Annotated in this window: 7 protein-coding genes; 4 read left to right on the forward strand and 3 right to left on the reverse strand. The window is 68.6% G+C overall.

Annotation, left to right across the window (positions count from 1 at the left end):
* Window positions 1-82 precede the first annotated feature (82 nt).
* The 3 genes from fadD32 (at window position 83) to NOCYR_RS00765 (ending at window position 9,009) form a co-directional block, all read left to right on the forward strand.
* Window positions 83-1,999, forward strand: coding sequence for a long-chain-fatty-acid--AMP ligase FadD32 (gene fadD32 / locus NOCYR_RS00755; RefSeq protein ID WP_014348445.1), 1,917 nt, complete (start codon window positions 83-85; stop codon window positions 1,997-1,999).
* A gap of 222 nt (window positions 2,000-2,221) precedes the next feature.
* Window positions 2,222-7,468, forward strand: coding sequence for a polyketide synthase Pks13 (gene pks13 / locus NOCYR_RS00760; RefSeq protein WP_014348446.1), 5,247 nt, complete (start codon window positions 2,222-2,224; stop codon window positions 7,466-7,468).
* Window positions 7,465-9,009, forward strand: coding sequence for an acyl-CoA carboxylase subunit beta (locus NOCYR_RS00765; RefSeq protein WP_014348447.1), 1,545 nt, complete (start codon window positions 7,465-7,467; stop codon window positions 9,007-9,009). The genes pks13 and NOCYR_RS00765 overlap by 4 nt, the downstream gene beginning before the upstream one ends.
* Window positions 9,010-9,079: 70 nt before the next feature.
* On the opposite strand, the gene NOCYR_RS00770 is transcribed toward NOCYR_RS00765, so the two are convergent.
* Window positions 9,080-9,577 (reverse strand): peptidylprolyl isomerase, encoded by a 498-nt coding sequence (locus NOCYR_RS00770; RefSeq protein WP_014348448.1) that lies wholly within the window; start codon window positions 9,575-9,577, stop codon window positions 9,080-9,082.
* Between the two features lie 97 nt (window positions 9,578-9,674).
* On the opposite strand from NOCYR_RS00770, the gene NOCYR_RS00775 reads away from it, so the two are divergent.
* Window positions 9,675-13,013, forward strand: coding sequence for an arabinosyltransferase domain-containing protein (locus tag NOCYR_RS00775; protein ID WP_081505262.1), 3,339 nt, complete (start codon window positions 9,675-9,677; stop codon window positions 13,011-13,013).
* A gap of 153 nt (window positions 13,014-13,166) precedes the next feature.
* Here the strand turns inward: NOCYR_RS00775 and NOCYR_RS29895 are convergent, their stop codons facing one another.
* On the reverse strand, window positions 13,167-13,328 hold the full coding sequence (locus NOCYR_RS29895) for a hypothetical protein (protein WP_014348450.1): 162 nt from the start codon (window positions 13,326-13,328) through the stop codon (window positions 13,167-13,169).
* Between the two features lie 231 nt (window positions 13,329-13,559).
* Window positions 13,560-16,913 (reverse strand): arabinosyltransferase domain-containing protein, encoded by a 3,354-nt coding sequence (locus NOCYR_RS00780; RefSeq protein ID WP_048832521.1) that lies wholly within the window; start codon window positions 16,911-16,913, stop codon window positions 13,560-13,562.
* Window positions 16,914-16,976: the final 63 nt, after the last annotated feature.

Consider the following 16,976-nt stretch of genomic DNA (forward strand, 5'->3'; position numbering starts at 1 on the left):
CGCGGGCGAAAGCGAGTCGGGGCCTCACAGGTAACAGCGGCGAATGTCGTCGTCTGGCTGCGTGTGCCTCGGAGGAGAAGGAATGGACGAGACTTTCGACGATTACCTGGACGAAAACGGGAACATCACAATTCCCGAAGATCGCACCCTGGTCGATCACGTCGAGAAGCACACACGCAATGACGCGAACACGCTCGCGTACCGCTACATCGATTACTCGCGTGAGCGAGACGGTGAGGTGCACGAGCTGACGTGGCAGCAATTCGGGGTGCGGCTGCGCGCGGTGGCCGCCCGTCTGCAGCAGGTGACCAACCCGGGCGACCGGGTCGCGATCCTGGCGCCGCAGGGTCTGGACTACGTGGTTTCCTTCTTCGCCGCCATCTATGCCGGCACCATCTCGGTGCCGCTGTTCGACCCCGACGAGCCCGGCCACACCGACCGCCTGCACGCGGTGCTCGGCGACTGCGAACCGTCGGCCATCCTCACCGCGAGCTCCTCCGCGGCCGGGGTGCGCCAGTTCTTCCGTTCGCTGCCCGCCGCTCAGCGCCCGCGCATCATCGCCGTCGACGCCATTCCCGACAGCGTCGGGGAGAGCTGGGTGCGCCCGGACATCGCCGTCGACGACATCGCCTACCTGCAGTACACCTCGGGTTCGACCCGGGTCCCGGCCGGCGTGGAGATCACCCACCGCGCCGTCGGCACCAACCTGCTGCAGATGGTCGACGCGATCAACCTGGACTGGAACTCGCGCGGTGTCACCTGGCTGCCGCTGTTCCACGACATGGGCCTGCTGACGGTGATCCTGCCCGCGGTCGGCGGCAAGTACATCACCATCATGTCGCCGAGCGCGTTCGTGCGCCGTCCGTACCGCTGGATCAAGGAACTGGCCGCGGTCTCCGACGGCGCGGGCACCTTCGCGGCCGCGCCGAACTTCGCCTTCGAGCACGCCGCCGCGCGTGGCCTGCCGAAGAACGGTGAATCGCTGGACCTGTCCAACGTCATCGGCCTGATCAACGGCAGCGAGCCGGTCACCACCTCCTCGATGAAGAAGTTCAACGAGGCGTTCGCGCCGTACGGTCTGCCCAAGACCGCGATCAAGCCCTGCTACGGCATGGCCGAGGCGACGCTGTTCGTCTCCGCGACCAAGGCCGAGGACGAGGCCAAGGTCACCTACGTCGACCGCGACGAGCTCAATGCCGGTCGCATGGTCAAGGTGGATCCCAGCGCACCCAACGCCATCGCGCAGGTGTCCTGCGGTTATGTCGCGCTGTCGCAGTGGGCCGTGATCGTGGATCCGGAGACCGTCGAATCCGACGGTGGCGGGCACGAACTGCCCGACGGCCGGGTCGGTGAGATCTGGCTGCACGGCAACAACATGGGCATCGGCTACTGGGGCCGCCCGGACGAGACCGCGGCGACCTTCCAGAACAAGCTCACCCAGCGTCAGGAGTCGGGCAGCCACGCCGAGGGCGCCCCGGCCGACGGCAACTGGATGCGCACCGGCGACTACGGCGTCTACTTCGACGGCGAGCTCTACATCACCGGCCGCGTCAAGGACCTGGTGATCGTCGACGGCCGCAACCACTACCCGCAGGACCTCGAGTACTCCGCGCAGGAGGCGAGCAAGGCGCTGCGCCCCGGCTTCATCGCCGCGTTCTCGGTTCCGGCCAACCAGCTGCCCGCCGAGGTGTTCGAGCAGGGCAGCCATTCCGGGCTGAAGTTCGACGCCGACGACGCCTCCGAACAGCTCGTCATCGTCGCCGAGCGTGGCCCGGGCGCGGGCAAGGCCGATCCGCAGCCGATCGCCGACGCGGTGCGCGCGGCCATCTCGCAGCGCCACGGCGTCACCGTGCGCGATGTGCTGCTGGTACCTGCGGGTTCGATTCCCCGTACTTCCAGCGGCAAGATCGCTCGCCGCGCCTGCAAGGCCGAGTACATCGGCGGCACGTTGCGGGGCGGCTATACCCAGCAAGCCTTCCCGGACGCCCCGGAGGAGTGAGTTCCCGGCCCGTCGCGGTGCATGCCGCGGCGGGCCGAATGCCCTGCCTGCTTTTCGGTAGCCGCGCGCTGAAACAGTGGCCGGGCCGTCGACCGATATGGCTGTTCGAGAGACTTCGTGTTCGACCCCGGTGATGCCCCGCCAGGTGGGCGTCGCCACGAGATGGGCGACGGTGCCCATTCGCCGCCGCGCCGCGCGCGCTTACAGGTAGCTTGAGGATTGATGGCTGAGAACGAGGGCATGGCTCCCGAGACGACCGACAACCACCACGTCGATCCCGGCGCGGAGGCCGAAACGGCTGCCCCCGCCGCGGCACCGGCCAACCCGGATATCTCCGTCGCCGAACTGCGCGAATGGCTGCGCAAGTGGGTCGCCGACGCGACCGGCCAGCCGCTCGAGCAGATCACCGTAGACCGTCCCATGGAAGAGTTCGGACTGGCCTCACGCGATGCGCTCGCGCTCGGTGGTGACATCGAGGAGCTCACCGGCGTGGTGCTCAACGCCACGGTGGTCTACCAGCATCCGACGATCGCCTCGCTGGCCGACGTCATCGTCAACGGTGAGCCGGAGCTGCCCGCCGAGGCACCCGACGAGCTGTCCTACACCGCCGGGTACGCCCCGGGTGAGGCGCACGATATCGCCATCGTCGGCCTGTCCACCCGGCTGCCGGGTGCGGGCGATACCCCCGAATCCACCTGGGAATTCCTGATGAACCGCGGCGACGCGATCCGGGAGCTGCCGGAAGGCCGCTGGTCGGAGTTCCTCAGCGAACCGGCGGTGGCGCAGGCCGTCGCCGAGGGCAACACCTTGGGCGGTTACCTGGATCAGGATGTCGTCAAGGGCTTCGACGCCGAGTTCTTCGCGATGTCGCCGGTCGAGGTCGAGCGCGTCGATCCGCAGCAGCGGTTGATGATGGAGCTCACCTGGGAAGCGCTCGAGCACGCCCGGATTCCGGCCAGTGAACTCAAGGGCACCCCGGTAGGCCTGTTCATCGGTTCCTCGACCAGCGATTTCCAGATGATCGCCGCGCTCGGCCTGGCCGATCCGGATCCGACGCTGCCGGCCTCCGCCGAGGCGTACGCCATCATGGGCAGCTCCAACGGCATCATCGCCAACCGCGTGTCCTACTTCTACGACTTCCGCGGCCCCTCGGTCACCGTGGACACCGCGTGCTCGTCCACGCTGGTCGCACTGCATCAGGCGGTGCGCGCGCTGCGCGAGGGTGAGGCCGATCTGGCGCTGGCCGGCGGTGTGAACATGCTGCTGATGCCGATGACGACGCTCGGCTTCGCCCCCGGCACCTCGAAGGACGGCCACATCAAGGCCTTCTCCGCCGACGCCGACGGCATGGTGCGCTCCGAGGGTGCGGGCCTGGTCGTGCTCAAGCGGCTGGTCGACGCCGAACGCGACGGCGACCACATCTACGCGGTGGTCAAGGGTTCGGCGATCAACAACGACGGCCGCTCCAACGGCCTGCTCGCGCCGAACCCGGACGCCCAGGCCGACGTGCTGCGCCGCGCCTACCGCGACGCCGGCATCGCGCCGTCCACCGTCGACTACATCGAGGCGCACGGCACCGGCACCCCGATCGGCGATCCGATCGAGGCCGAGGCGCTCGGTCGGGTGGTCGGTCGCGGCCGCGACGCCGACAAGCCCGCGCTGCTCGGTTCGGTCAAGACCAATTTCGGTCACCTGGAGTCGGGTGCGGGTGTGCCCGCGCTGGCCAAGGTGGTCATGGCGTTCCAGCACAATGTGCTGCCGCCCAATATCAACTTCTCCGCTCCGAGCCCGTTCATCCCGTTTGAGCAGGCCCGGCTGAAGGTGGTCGACGAGCCCACCGAGTTCCCGCGCTACAGCGGCGTCGCGACCGTCGGTATCTCCGGGTTCGGTTTCGGTGGCACCAACGCGCACGTGGTGTTGCAGGAGTATGTGCCCAAGGAAGCCGCTGCCGGGACCGCCGGCGCGGATGCCGATGCCGAGTCCACCGATGTGGTGGCCGAGGCCGAGAACATCGTCGCCGAATCCGCAGCGGAAACCGTTGCGGCGCAGGCCGAATGGTCGGCCGACCGGGAAGAGCCGCTGCCGGTGATCCTGCCGGTGTCGGGCTATCTGCCCTCGCGTCGTCGTCGTGCGGCCGCCGAGCTGGCCGATTGGCTCGAAGGCGCCGGTAAGGACGTTCCGCTCGAAGATGTCGCTCGCTCGCTGGCCAAGCGCAGCCACTGGCGTTCGCGCGGTGTGGTGCTGGCCAAGAACCACGAGGAGGCCGTCGCCGGTCTGCGCGCCATCGCGGCGGGCAAGCCGGGCACCGGTGTGTTCACCGCCGACGCCCCCGCCATCAACGGCCCGATGTGGGTGTTCGCCGGTTTCGGCGCTCAGCACCGCAAGATGGGTAAACAGCTCTACCAAGAGAATTCGATCTTCCGCCGCACCGTCGACGAGGTCGACGAGCTGGTGCAGGACGAGGCCGGCTACTCGATCCGGGAGATGATTCTCGACGACGCGCAGGACTACAACGTCGGTACCTCGCAGGTCGGCATCTTCACCATCCAGCTCGGCCTGGCCGCGCTGCTGCGCGCGCACGGCGCCGAACCCGCCGCGGTCGTCGGCCACTCCATGGGTGAGGTCGCCGGCGCCTACATCTCCGGTGGTCTGCCGCTGGAAGACGCGGTGCGCGTGATCTGCGCCCGCTCGCGCCTGATGGGCGAGGGCGAGCAGATGATCAGCGACGACGACGTGCGCAATATGGCGCTGGTCGAGCTGAGCGCCGACGACGTCGCCGAGCTGCTCACCGAGTTCCCCGACGTCGAGGTGGCGGTGTACGCCGCGCCGACCAACACCGTCATCGGCGGTCCGCAGGCCCAGGTGGCCCAGATCGTCGCGCGGGTGGAGGAGTCCGGCAAGTTCGCCCGGGTGCTGCAGACCCGCGGCGCGGGCCACACCTCGCAGATGGATCCGCTGCTCGGCGAGCTGGCCGCGGAGCTGGCCGGTATCGAGCCGACCAAGCTGACGGTGGGCCTGTACTCGACCGTCGACAAGGAGCAGTACTACCGCCCCGGTCACGACCCGATCCACAACGAGGACTACTGGGTCAAGAACATGCGCCACAGCGTGTACTTCACCAATGCGGTGAAGCTCGCGGTGGATTCCGGCATCACCACCTTCCTGGAGCTGGCGCCGAACTCGGTGGCGTTGATGCAGGTGCTCGGCACCACCTTCGCGGCCGGACTGCACGACGCGCAGCTGATCCCGACGCTCAAGCGCAAGGAAGACGAATCCGCCGGCGTGATCTCGGCGCTGGCCCAGCTGTATGTGCACGGCCACGCCGTCGACCTGCCCTCGCTGCTGCCCGCAGGCCCCTACGCCGACATCCCGCGCACCGCGTTCGTGCGCAAGGAGTACTGGCCCAAGGCCACCATGTCCACCGGCGGCAGCGGCCGGGTGCCCGGCTCGCATGTCGCGCTGCCCGACGGCAGGCACGTGTGGGAGGTGCAGGCCGGCGCCGTCACCGAGCTGGCCGCGTTGGTGCAGGCCTCGGCCGCCCAGGTGCTCAGCGACGTCTCGCTCGGCGCCACCATCGCGCACAGCGCGCCGCCGGCCTCCGGCACGCTGACCACCACCCTGACCCCGCATCCCGGCGGTGCGTCGGTGCAGGTGCACGCGCGCGAGGGCGCCGGGTTCCGGTTGCTGTTCGACGCCGTCGTCACCTCCGGTGCCGCGCTGCCCGAACCCGCTGCCGCGCCCGCCGTCGCGGCCGCGCCGGTCGAGGCCGCCGCGAGCACCGAGCTCGAGGTCAGCGAATCCTTCGGCGACCGTTGGGATCCCAATGGTTCGCAGACCGTGGAGGAGCGGCTCGCGCTGATCGTCGCCGAGTCGATGGGTTACGCGGTCGAGGATCTGCCGATGGAGATCCCGCTGATGGAACTCGGCCTGGATTCGCTGATGGCCATGCGGATCAAGAACCGGGTCGAATACGAATTCGATATCCCGCAGCTGCAGATCCAGGCCGTGCGCGACGCCAGCCTGCACGAGGTCGGCAAGGTGCTGCGCTACGCCATCGAACACCGCGACGAGGTGCAGGCCATCGCCGAACGCCAGGCCGCGGGCGAAGACGTCACCGTGGATGAGGGCTTCGTCGCCGCCGCGCGCGCCGCACTGGAAGCCGGGGAGGACCCGGCCGCAGCGGTGCAGGCGGCCGCCGGTGCGCCGGCGAAGACCGACGCCGAGGACACGACGGTCGAGGCCGAGGCGGAAAAGATTGTGGCCGAGGCGGAATCGGCGGCTGCGGCTCCGAAGGCCGAACCCGCGCCCGCCGCGAAGGCTGCCCCTGCCGCCAAGACCGAGGCGGCCCCCGCCGCGATCTTCGGCGGCCAGGCCGAGACCGAAGACGACGTCCCCCCGCGTGACGCCGCCGAACGCCTCACCTTCGCCACCTGGGCCGTCGTCACCGGCAAGTCCGCCAAGGGCATCTTCAACACCCTGCCGATCCTCGACGAGGACACCGCCGAGAAGCTGGCCGCGCGCCTGACCGATCGGGTCGGCGCGGAGGTCACCGTCGACGATGTGCTCGACTCCGAGACCATCGAAGAGCTGGCCGACGTGGTGCGCCGATTGCAGGACAGCGGCGCCGACGTGGACGGGTTCATCCGCCCGCTGCGCCCGCGCGCCGAGGGTTCGAATGCCGTGCCGGTGTTCGTGTTCCATCCCTCCGGCGGCAATACGCTGGTGTACGAGCCGCTGCTGAAGAAGCTGCCCGAGACCACGCCGATGTATGGCCTCGAGCGCGTCGACGGCGATATCGACGAGCGTGCCCGCCAGTACGTGCCCGAACTGCGCAAGATCCAGGGTGACGGCCCGTTTGTGCTCTACGGCTGGTCGCTGGGTGCGGTGCTGGCCATGGCGGTGGCCAAGATCCTGCGTTCGGAGGGCGCCGATGTGCGCATCGTCGGCCTGATCGACCTGGCCATCCCCGCCGAGGACGAGGACAACAGCCCCGAAGAGCGGGTGCGCCGGATGGAGCGCTACCAGCGGTTCGCCCAGAAGACCTACGGCGTGCAGGGCGAATTGGATCGCGACCAGCTGCTCGAGCTGGCCAACGCATCCGACGAAGAGCAGATCACGATGGTGTCCGATCTCGTCAAGCTGACCGGAGCCAAGATCCCCGGCGGTGTGCTCGAACACCAGCGCACCTCGTGGATCGAGAGTCGAGCCCTCCAGAAGGTCCGCCCGACCCGCTACGAGGGTGATGTGGTGCTCTACCTCGCCGACCGCTACCACGACGGCATGCTCGAGCTGGAGCCGCGATTCGCCGACCGGCTGCCCAACGGTGGCTGGGACGAGTACGTGCCCAACCTCGAGGTCATCCACATCCCCGGCGACCACCTGCAGATCATCGACGAGCCGCGCATCGGCAAGATCGGCGCGGACCTGACCGCGAAGCTCGCGGAAATCGAGGCGAAAGGGGCCAAGTGAGCACTACTGCCGAGAAACTCGCCGACCTGCGCAAACGCCTCGAGCTGGCGCAGGAGCCGGCGGGTGAAGCGGGGGTGGCCAAGCGGGCGAAGAAGGGCATTCCTTCCGCCCGCGACCGGATCAACATGCTGCTCGATCCGGGCACCTTCGTGGAAGTCGGTGCGCTGGTGCGCAAACCGGGCGATCCGGAGGCTCTCTACGGCGACGGCGTTGTCACCGGGCACGGCCTGGTCGACGGACGTCCGGTCGCGGTGTTCTCGCACGATCAGACCGTCTACGGCGGTTCGGTCGGTGAGATGTTCGGCCGCAAGGTCGCCGGGATCATGGAGTACGCCAACAAGGTGGGCTGCCCGGTGGTCGGCATCAACGACTCCGGCGGCGCCCGGGTGCAGGAGGCGGTGACCTCGCTGGCCTGGTACGCCGAACTCGGCCGCCGCCAGGAACCGCTGTCGGGTCTGGTGCCGCAGATCTCCATGATTCTCGGCAAATGCGCCGGTGGTGCGGTGTACGCCCCGATCAACACCGATGTGGTGGTGGCGACCGAAGAGGCGTACATGTTCGTCACCGGCCCCAAGGTGATCCGCGAGGTCACCGGCGAGGACGTCAGCCTCGAGGAGCTCGGCGGCGCCAACAGCCAGGCCCAGTACGGCAATATCCACCACGTCGCCGAGGACGAGAAGGCGGCGTTCCAGTGGGTGCGCGACTATCTCGGCTATCTGCCCACCTCCTGCCAGGAGGAGCCGCCGATCGTGAACCCGGGTCTGGAACCGGAGATCACCGACACCGACCTGGAACTGAACGGCATCGTGCCGGATTCCGACAATGCCGGCTACGACATGCACGAGATCCTGCTGCGGATCTTCGACGACGGCGAATTCCACGAGGTCGGCGCCACCGCGGGCCGCAATATCATCACCGGCTTCGCCCGGGTCGACGGCCGCAGCGTCGGCGTGGTGGCCAACCAGCCCATGGTCTACGCCGGTGCGCTCGACGCCCGCGCCTCGGACAAGGCGGCCCATTTCGTGCGGCTGTGCGACGCGTTCGAGATCCCGCTGGTGTTCGTGGTCGACACTCCCGGCTTCCTGCCGGGTGTGGAGCAGGAGAAGATCGGCGTCATCAAACGCGGTGGCCGGTTCCTGTTCTCCTTCGTGGAGGCGACCGTGCCCAAGGTGACCGTGGTGATCCGCAAGTCCTACGGCGGCGGGTACGCGGTGATGGGTTCCAAGCAGCTCGGCGCCGACGTCAACCTGGCCTGGCCGACCGCGCGGATCGCGGTGATGGGCGCGGAGAGCGCCGTCAGCCTGATCGGCGGCAAGCAGATCGCGGCCGCGCCGGAGGATCAGCGCCCGGCGATCCGCCAGCAGATGATCGACTTCTACAACGCCACCGTCGCCACACCGTGGGTGGCGGCCGAACGCGGCTACATCGACGCCGTCATCGAGCCGTCGGCCACCCGGCTGGAACTGCGCAAGGCGTTGCAGCTGCTGCGTGACAAGACCATCCTGCGCAGCCCGCGCAAGCACCACCTGCTGCCGCTGTAGAACTCAGGACAGCGATCGGGCCGCATCCGGCTGGGATGCGGCCCGCGTCGCGTTGTCGGGTCAGCTGTGATCAGGCAACTTTCGCGGATTCGATCACGACGTTCTCCGACGGAACATCCTGGTGGACGCCGTGCGACGAGGTCGACACGGCGGCGATCTTGTCGACCACCTCGGTGCCCTCGGTGACGGTGCCGAACACCGCGTAACCCCAGCCCTGGCCGGCCGGCTGGGTGTGGTTGAGGAAGTCGTTGTCGGCGACGTTGATGAAGAACTGCGCGGTCGCCGAGTGCGGGTCGTTGGTGCGCGCCATGGCGACGGTGTAGCGGTCGTTCTTGAGACCGTTGCCCGCCTCGTTCTGGATCGGGGCCTTGGTCGGCTTCTGCTTCATCTCGCCGTCGAAGCCGCCGCCCTGGATCATGAAGCCGGGGATGACGCGGTGGAAGATGGTGCCGTCGTAGTGCCCGGCGTTCACGTACTCCAGGAAGTTCTTCACCGTGTTCGGCGCCTTGGCGTCGTCCAGCTCCAGCCCGATGGTTCCGTAGTTCGTCTCGAGATTCACCTTTGTCATACCCCACAGCTTTCCACTAGCCCCACCGGTCGACGGTAATTCGGGTGTCGTTTCTTCCGAATCCGCGTTCTGCTAATACACCGGCGCCGCACGGGCAATGTCCTACTGGACACGCCAGGTGGATGGTCGCGCTCTAGACTTCCCAACCGTGTCAGATGCAGTCGCTGTTTTGCCGGAGACGCCGCCCGCACCGCAGGTCGCTCCGCGCGATTTCCGGACCGCGCGGCTCATCGCGCTGGTCGCGGGTGTGCTCGGTGCCCTTTTCGCGCTGGCCACGCCGTTCTTACCGGTGACGCAGACGACGGCGACGCTGAGCTGGCCGCAGCACGGCAGCCTCGACAACGTGCAGGCACCGCTGATGTCGCAGGTGCCGATCGAGCTGCGCGCCACCATCCCCTGCGCGGCCGTCGCGCAGCTGCCCGCGCAGGGCGGCATGCTGCTGGCCACCGCGCCGCCGCAGGGCGACCGGGCCGCGCTGGAGGCGCTGTTCGTACGGGTCTCCGACACCTCGGTGGACGTCGTCGATCGCAATGCCGTGGTCGCCTCGGCTCAGCGCGACGAGCTGGCCGGCTGCACCGATATCACCATCACCTCCGATCTCGACCGCACCCACGCCGTCTTCAACGGCCTGACCACCGACACGGGTCAGCCGGTGGAGGGGCAGTTGCTCGGCGATCTGCGGCCGCAGGTGGTCGGTGTCTTCACCGATCTGCAGGGCGAGGTCCCGGCCGGTCTGTCGTTCGACACCACCATCGACACCCGCTACAGCTCCACGCCCACCGCCATCAAGATGATCGCGATGATCGCGGCGGTGCTGTGCACCCTCATCGCGCTGGCGGCGCTGGCCCGTCTCGACACCAGCGACGGCCGCGGGCACCGCCGGTTCCTGCCCGCGGCCTGGTTCAAGCCCACCTGGGCCGACGGCGCCGTCATCGGCACGCTGCTGGTGTGGCATTTCGTCGGCGCCAACACCTCCGACGACGGCTACATCCTGAGCATGGTCCGGGTCGCACCCGACGCGGGCTATATGGCCAACTACTTCCGCTGGTACGGCGTCCCCGAGGCCCCGTTCGGCTGGTACTACTACGTCATCCAGCTCTTCGCCGAGGTGTCCACGGCCAGCCCGTGGGTGCGCCTGCCCGCGCTGGCGTGCGCGATTCTGTGCTGGATGGTGATCAGCCGCGAGGTAGTGCCCCGGCTGGGTCGCGGGGTGCGCAACAGCCGGGTGGCGCTGTGGACCGGCGGCCTGGTGTTCCTGGCCTTCTGGCTCCCGTTCGACAACGGCCTGCGCTCGGAGCCGATCGTCGCTCTCGGCGCGCTGCTGACCTGGGTCTCGATCGAGCGGGCCATTGCCACCGGGCGGCTGCTGCCCGCCGCGGCCGCGGTGCTGATCGCCGCGTTCACCCTGGCCGCCGCGCCGACCGGTCTGATGTGTGTGGCCGCGCTGCTGGCCGGTATCCGGCCGATGGTGAAGATCGTGGTGCGCAAGCGCCGCGAACACGGGACGTTGCCGCTGCTCGCGCCGATCGCCGCCGCCGGTCTACTGGTCTTGACAGTCGTCTACAGCGATCAGACCTTCGCCGGTATTCAGGAAGCCAACCGTGTCCGCCAGGCCACCGGCCCCAACCTGGCCTGGTACGAGGACTACCTGCGCTACTACTACCTGTTCGTGGAGACCGTCGATGGTTCGGTCTCGCGCCGCTTCGCCTTCCTGGTGATGCTGCTGTGCCTGTTCACCACCATGCTGGTGCTGCTGCGCCGGCGCCGGGTGCCCGGCATCGCCAGCGCCCCGACCTGGCGGTTGATGGGGATCGTGTTCGGAACGATCTTCTTCATGATGTTCAACCCGACCAAGTGGACCCACCACTTCGGCGCCTACGCCGGTATCGCCGGTTCGCTGGCGGCGGTCACGGCGGTCGCGGTATCGGCCAGCGCCTTGCGGGCACGCAAGAACCGGGCCATCTTCCTGGCCGGACTGCTGTTCGTGCTCGCGGTCGCGTTCTCCGGGATCAACGGGTACTGGTACGTCTCCAGCTTCGGTGTGCCGTGGTTCGACAAGCGGGTCTCGGTCAGCGGCATCCAGTCCAATACCGTCATCCTGATCCTGTTCGGGGTGGCGCTGGCGCTGGTGGCCTGGCACGCGCTGCGTGAGGGTTATGCCAAGCCGCCGAGTTCGCCGCGCTCGGCGCGTGGCCGGCGGATCCGCAAGTTCGCCGCGATCCCGTTGACGCTGGTCGCCGCCGCGATGGTGCTGTTCGAGGTGCTCTCCCTGGTCAAGGGCGCGTACTCGCAGTACCCCGGCTACTCGCTGGCGCGCTCGAACTTCGACGCGATCACCGGCTCCAGCTGTGGTCTCGCCAACGACGTGCTGGTCGAGGCCGATCCCAACGGCGGCCGGTTGACCCCGATCATCGACCCGGCGAACCCGCCGACTAACCCGAACGATCCGCTGGCCGGCGTCGATCCGGTCGGCTTCGATCCCAACGGTGTGCCCGACGACCTGTCCGCCGATGCCGTCGAGGTGAAGCCGGGCACCGGCAACACCTCCACCCAGTCGGTCGGCGCCGCGTTCGCCGAGGGCCAGAGCGCCGGTACCGGCGGCGGTCAGGGCGCGCTCGGCGTCAACGGCAGCACCGTCGCGCTGCCGTTCGGGCTCGACCCGGCGACCACACCCGTGCTCGGCAGCTACCAGAACGGTGTGCAGAAGCCGGCGTTCGTCACCTCGAGCTGGTACGGGCTGCCGGAGCGGTCCGAGGACAAGCCGCTGGTCGTCATCTCGGCGGCCGGTCGCATCCTGTCCTACGACGACACCGGCGCCATGCAGTACGGCCAGTCGCTGACCGTCGACTACGGCAAGCGTCAGCCCGACGGCAGCGTCACCCAGCTGGGCACCTACCTGCCCCGCGATATCGGCCCGTTCCCGTCCTGGCGCAACCTGCGGGTGCCGCTGGACGAGATCGCCCCCGAGGCCGACGCGGTCCGCATCGTCGCCAACGACCCGATCCTGATCGGCGACCAGTGGCTGGCGTTCACCCCGCCGCGTGTGCCGACCCTGGAATCGGCCAACAGCTTCCTCGGCTCCGAACAGCCGGTGCTGCTGGACTGGGCCGTGGGCCTGCAGTTCCCCTGCCAGCGCCCCTTCGCCCACCACAACGGCGTCGCCGAGGTACCCAACTACCGCATCCTGCCCGACCGCCCGCTGGCCGTCAGCTCCACCGACACCTGGCAGGCCCAGGAATTCGGCGGCCCCCTCGGCTTCTCCCAGATGCTGGCGAAGTCGGTCACCGTCCCGACCTACCTGAAGGACGACTGGGCCCGCGACTGGGGCTCCCTGGAACGCTACGACCAGTACTACGACGCCGTCCCCGCCGAATTGGAAACCGGCACCGAAACCCGCTCCGGCTTGTGGCAGCCGGGCAAGCTCCGGGTGTTCTGATCCTCGAGAACCGCTGAAGGGCGGCGTTCGTCGACGTGACGAGCGCCGCCCTTTCGTATGACCCTCCGACGACGGCCCCCGGGAATGACGAAGGGCGGCGTTCGTCTCTGCACGACGAACGCCGCCCTGTGGTGGCTGTTGGGTGTTTGCTGTTTACACGTTGGTGAGGCGGCGGCCCAGTTCGCGGCGTAACACCTCTTGATCGGGTAGCCGGTTGAGCACCCGTAGCACCGACGGGCGCAGTTCTCGTTGCTCCTCGTCGGTGAGCAGTCCGACGAGATCGCGCAGGGGCATATCTTCGAAGGCCGGAGTCATAGGTTCAACTGTACGACTCGACGCTGGGTAAATCCTGAGATCGAAACAAGCAGTAGCGCAACGTTTCCCGGGGCGACACTGAGTGACCGATGAGTTACTGCCGGGTATCGGCGCCGGCCGGAAAATCTAGCCTCCCGCCCACGGATGTACCCACCAGAGGGAAGCGATCTGGAGGGTACACCCGTCGCGGCGAGGTTCACTGCTACGACAGTGGCGTGCGAAACTCGCGCGTCATCTGATCCGGATGGGGGAGTCGTCGGCGAGGCCTGAGCGCGTCACGGTGGTGACATTCAGTTGCGCCGGGACGGCGCTCGGGTCGTAGGGGGTGAAACGTTCCAGGGAACCCCAGTCCCGGCCCCAGTCGTGGTTCAGATACGTCGGCACCGACTCGGCTTGCAGGAGCAGTTCGGTCCAGCCCAACGGTCCGCCGCCGATGTCGTCCTGCCAGGCGTTGGAGGCGTCGGAGCCGACGCGGTCGGGCAAGATGCGCCAGCGCGGGACCTCGGCCACGCCGTAGCGGTGGTCGAAGGGGCGCTGGCAGGGGAAGGCCAGGCCGACATGCCAATCCAGCAGTACCGGGTCGGTGTGGCCGACGACGGCATCGAGGGTGGCCAGGCGCGGCAGGCGCGGTGGGGTGATGGCCAGCCATTGCCGCTGGGTGATGTCGTTGTCGGTGGCGACCAGGCGCACCGCGTTCACCTCGGCGGGCAGCTGGTCCAGCGGCACGCGCAGGTTGCGCCACGACGGCGCCGGTCCGATATCGATCGGCGTCACCGAACCGAGGACGGTCATCGAGCCGTCGGCGGCGCGGGTGCCGTACTCCAGCACCAGGTCCTGGCCGTAGGTGAGCACGCCGTCGGCGTCGACCGAGCGGATGCGGCCGGCCGCGGTGATCGTAAGGACCCGCAGGGCAGGATCGTCGCGCCGGGAGTCGGACAGGTCCAGGCGATACCACTGGGTGGTGAGTTTCGCCTGCTTCTGATCGTCGTCGGTGTAGCTGCCGAGCACCGGGGTGCGGGCCGGGTCGAGGCCGAACGGCAGTGCCACGGTCGAGCCGTTGATCCCGGCCTGCGCGGTGGTGCCGCCGCCGGTGCCCGCGCCGGTGGTGTCGCTGGTCTTGTTGTCGTTATCGGATTCGACGGTATTGGCGCCGCCACCGGCGATTTCCTCGGCGTCGGCGGTGAGGTCGTCGGCCACACCGTCGGGGGTGAATCCGACTGTCTCCACACCGGGTTCGCTGGAGACGAGACCGTTGGCCGGATCGCCCTCGTACGGAACCAGCAGCGAGTCGGCGGTATTGGTCTCCACCAGCACCGAATCGGCCAACGCGCACGGCTCACCGGCGATCGAGCGCACATTGGATTTCGCCACCGAGTACGCCGGGAACTGGGAAACGGCGGCCTTGGCCAGTGATGCCACCTCGAAGATCACCATCAGCGCGGCGGCGATCGTCAACGGTGCGGATGCGTATCGGCCCCACCGGGAATCGCCGGAGCGCCGGTACGGCTGCCGGTAATGCAGCCACAGCGCCACCAGCAGCGCGAGCACACTGAGCCCGAGGAACAGCGTCGACACACCCTTGCCGGCCACCAGCGGCGCCTTGTCCCACCACGGGACACCGTAACTGGACACATACCACCAGCCGTTGGATCCGGTGAAGGTGATAGCCAGCAGGAACAGCACCGCCGCGGCGAACAGCGCCCGGTTGCGCGCCGAGCGAATCCCGTTGACGCCCACCGCGACCGCCGCCAGCGCGGCCAGCGAACCGGCCAGGCCGGCGTACACGCCGAAGTGATGGGTCCACTTGGTCGGCGTCCACATCATCAGCAGCAGCGAGGCGAACACGATACCGAGGATGCGCACCGACGGCCCGCGCGAGGTGCCCGGAATGCGGCCCTTGCGCAGCACTTGCAGCACACAGACCAGCAGGCACAGCAGCATCAGCAGCACACCGAACCGCCGCGACAGCGAACCGTCCGGCGCCAGCATCAGCAGCGAATCCCAGCGCGTGCGTTCGTCGAACCAGGCCACATTCGGCCCGACGATGGTGCGGACGCGGGTGGCCTCCATGACGGTGGCCAGGGTCTGGTCGGCGAAGATGACGACCAGGACCAGGGTTCCGGCCGCGAGGCCCGGTGCCAGCAGAGACGCGTAGCGGAAGAGTCCGCTGGCAACCGAACCGCGCGGGCGCCGAGTGGTTTTCGCGTCAGGATCGCGAACGGTGTCACCGGCACCGCGCACCCGCGCCCGCGCCTCCTCCAGCACCGACTGCGTCGCCACCTCCCCCCGCGCCCGCTTCACGATCACCTGCAGCACCGGCCGCGACCCGGCGATCAACGCCGCGATACAGATCAGCCCGGTGGGCCCGGCCGCCAGCGAGAACGCGGCGATGAGAATGCCGATCGCCGCTGGCAGCAGCCGAGCGGTGGCGATGGCGCGTTCGATCGAGCACCAGGTGAGCAGCGCGCCGGCCGCGATCAGCGGTTCGGGTCGCAGCCCGTTGTCGTAGGGCAGCCAGAAGGCCAGAAACACCAGCCCGGCCGTCCACAACGCCACCTTGTTGCTGCGCACCCGCGCGCCCAGCCGTGGCAGCACCTCGCGGCTGATCACCAGCCAGCACACCACGCCGGCCAGCAGCGCGGGCAGTCGCATCCAGGGGCTGGCGTCGGAGATGCGCGTCATCCAGGACAGCACCTCATAAGACCAGCCGAACGGCGCCTCGGGCACCCCGAACCAGCGGTAGTAGTTGGCCATGTAGCCGGCGTGCTCGGAGGCGCGCGCCATGTTCAGGATGTAGCCGTCGTCGGAGGTATTGGCCCCGATGATGTGCCAGAGCGCGAGCGTGCCGAGCACCGCGCCGTCGGCGAGGGTGAACCGCCACCAGTGCGCGGGCAGGAAGCGGCGTGCGCGACGGCCGTCGGAGGTGTCGAGCAGATGCAGTGCGATCAGCGCGACGATCGTGCTCAGCACCGCGAGGATCATCGCGGCGAGCTTCAGTGCGCTCGGCGACGAGCTGAACCGCGAATCGATGTCGGCGTGCAACCGGATGCCGTCGAGCCGCGCCTGCTCCAATTCGGTGAATACGCCGACCATTTGCGGCCGGATATCGCGAGTGACGGTGGCGCGGAACGGCGTCCCGTCCGCCCGGTTCACGCCCACGATCTCGGCCGTGGTGGCTGCCGCTTCCGAGGTGACCCGAACGGACTCGCACGCGCCGATCTCGGCCACCGGCGCCGACAGCAACGGCACATCACGCAGCAGCACCGACAGCGAACCGTCGCGCACCGCCACGATCAGCCCCTTGGCCGAGGCCTGATCCGATTCCATCGGGATGGTGGAGACCAGTGTGCCGTTCGCGTCCCGCAGCACCGGGCACGGCACCGTCAGGTCCAGGCGCAGCGGCTCGTAACTCACCAGCGGCGCTGCCACGCTCGTCTGCCCGGCCTGCGGCCAGTCGAGGACCGCCCGGTCCTGACGCACCGGCAGCAGCGGGGTCAGCAACGCCAGCACGAATCCGAGAAATCCGGAGACGAGGGCGATCAGGCGGAGACGGTTGAACGCTCTGGGAGATCGGTCCGGTCGCACGGGACTCGACTCTAACCGGCGGCGCCGGGCACAGCCCACGCCCTGCCCGGCCGGGAGCCGTTA

Source organism: Nocardia cyriacigeorgica GUH-2, assembly GCF_000284035.1.
GTDB classification, from domain to species: domain Bacteria; phylum Actinomycetota; class Actinomycetes; order Mycobacteriales; family Mycobacteriaceae; genus Nocardia; species Nocardia cyriacigeorgica_B.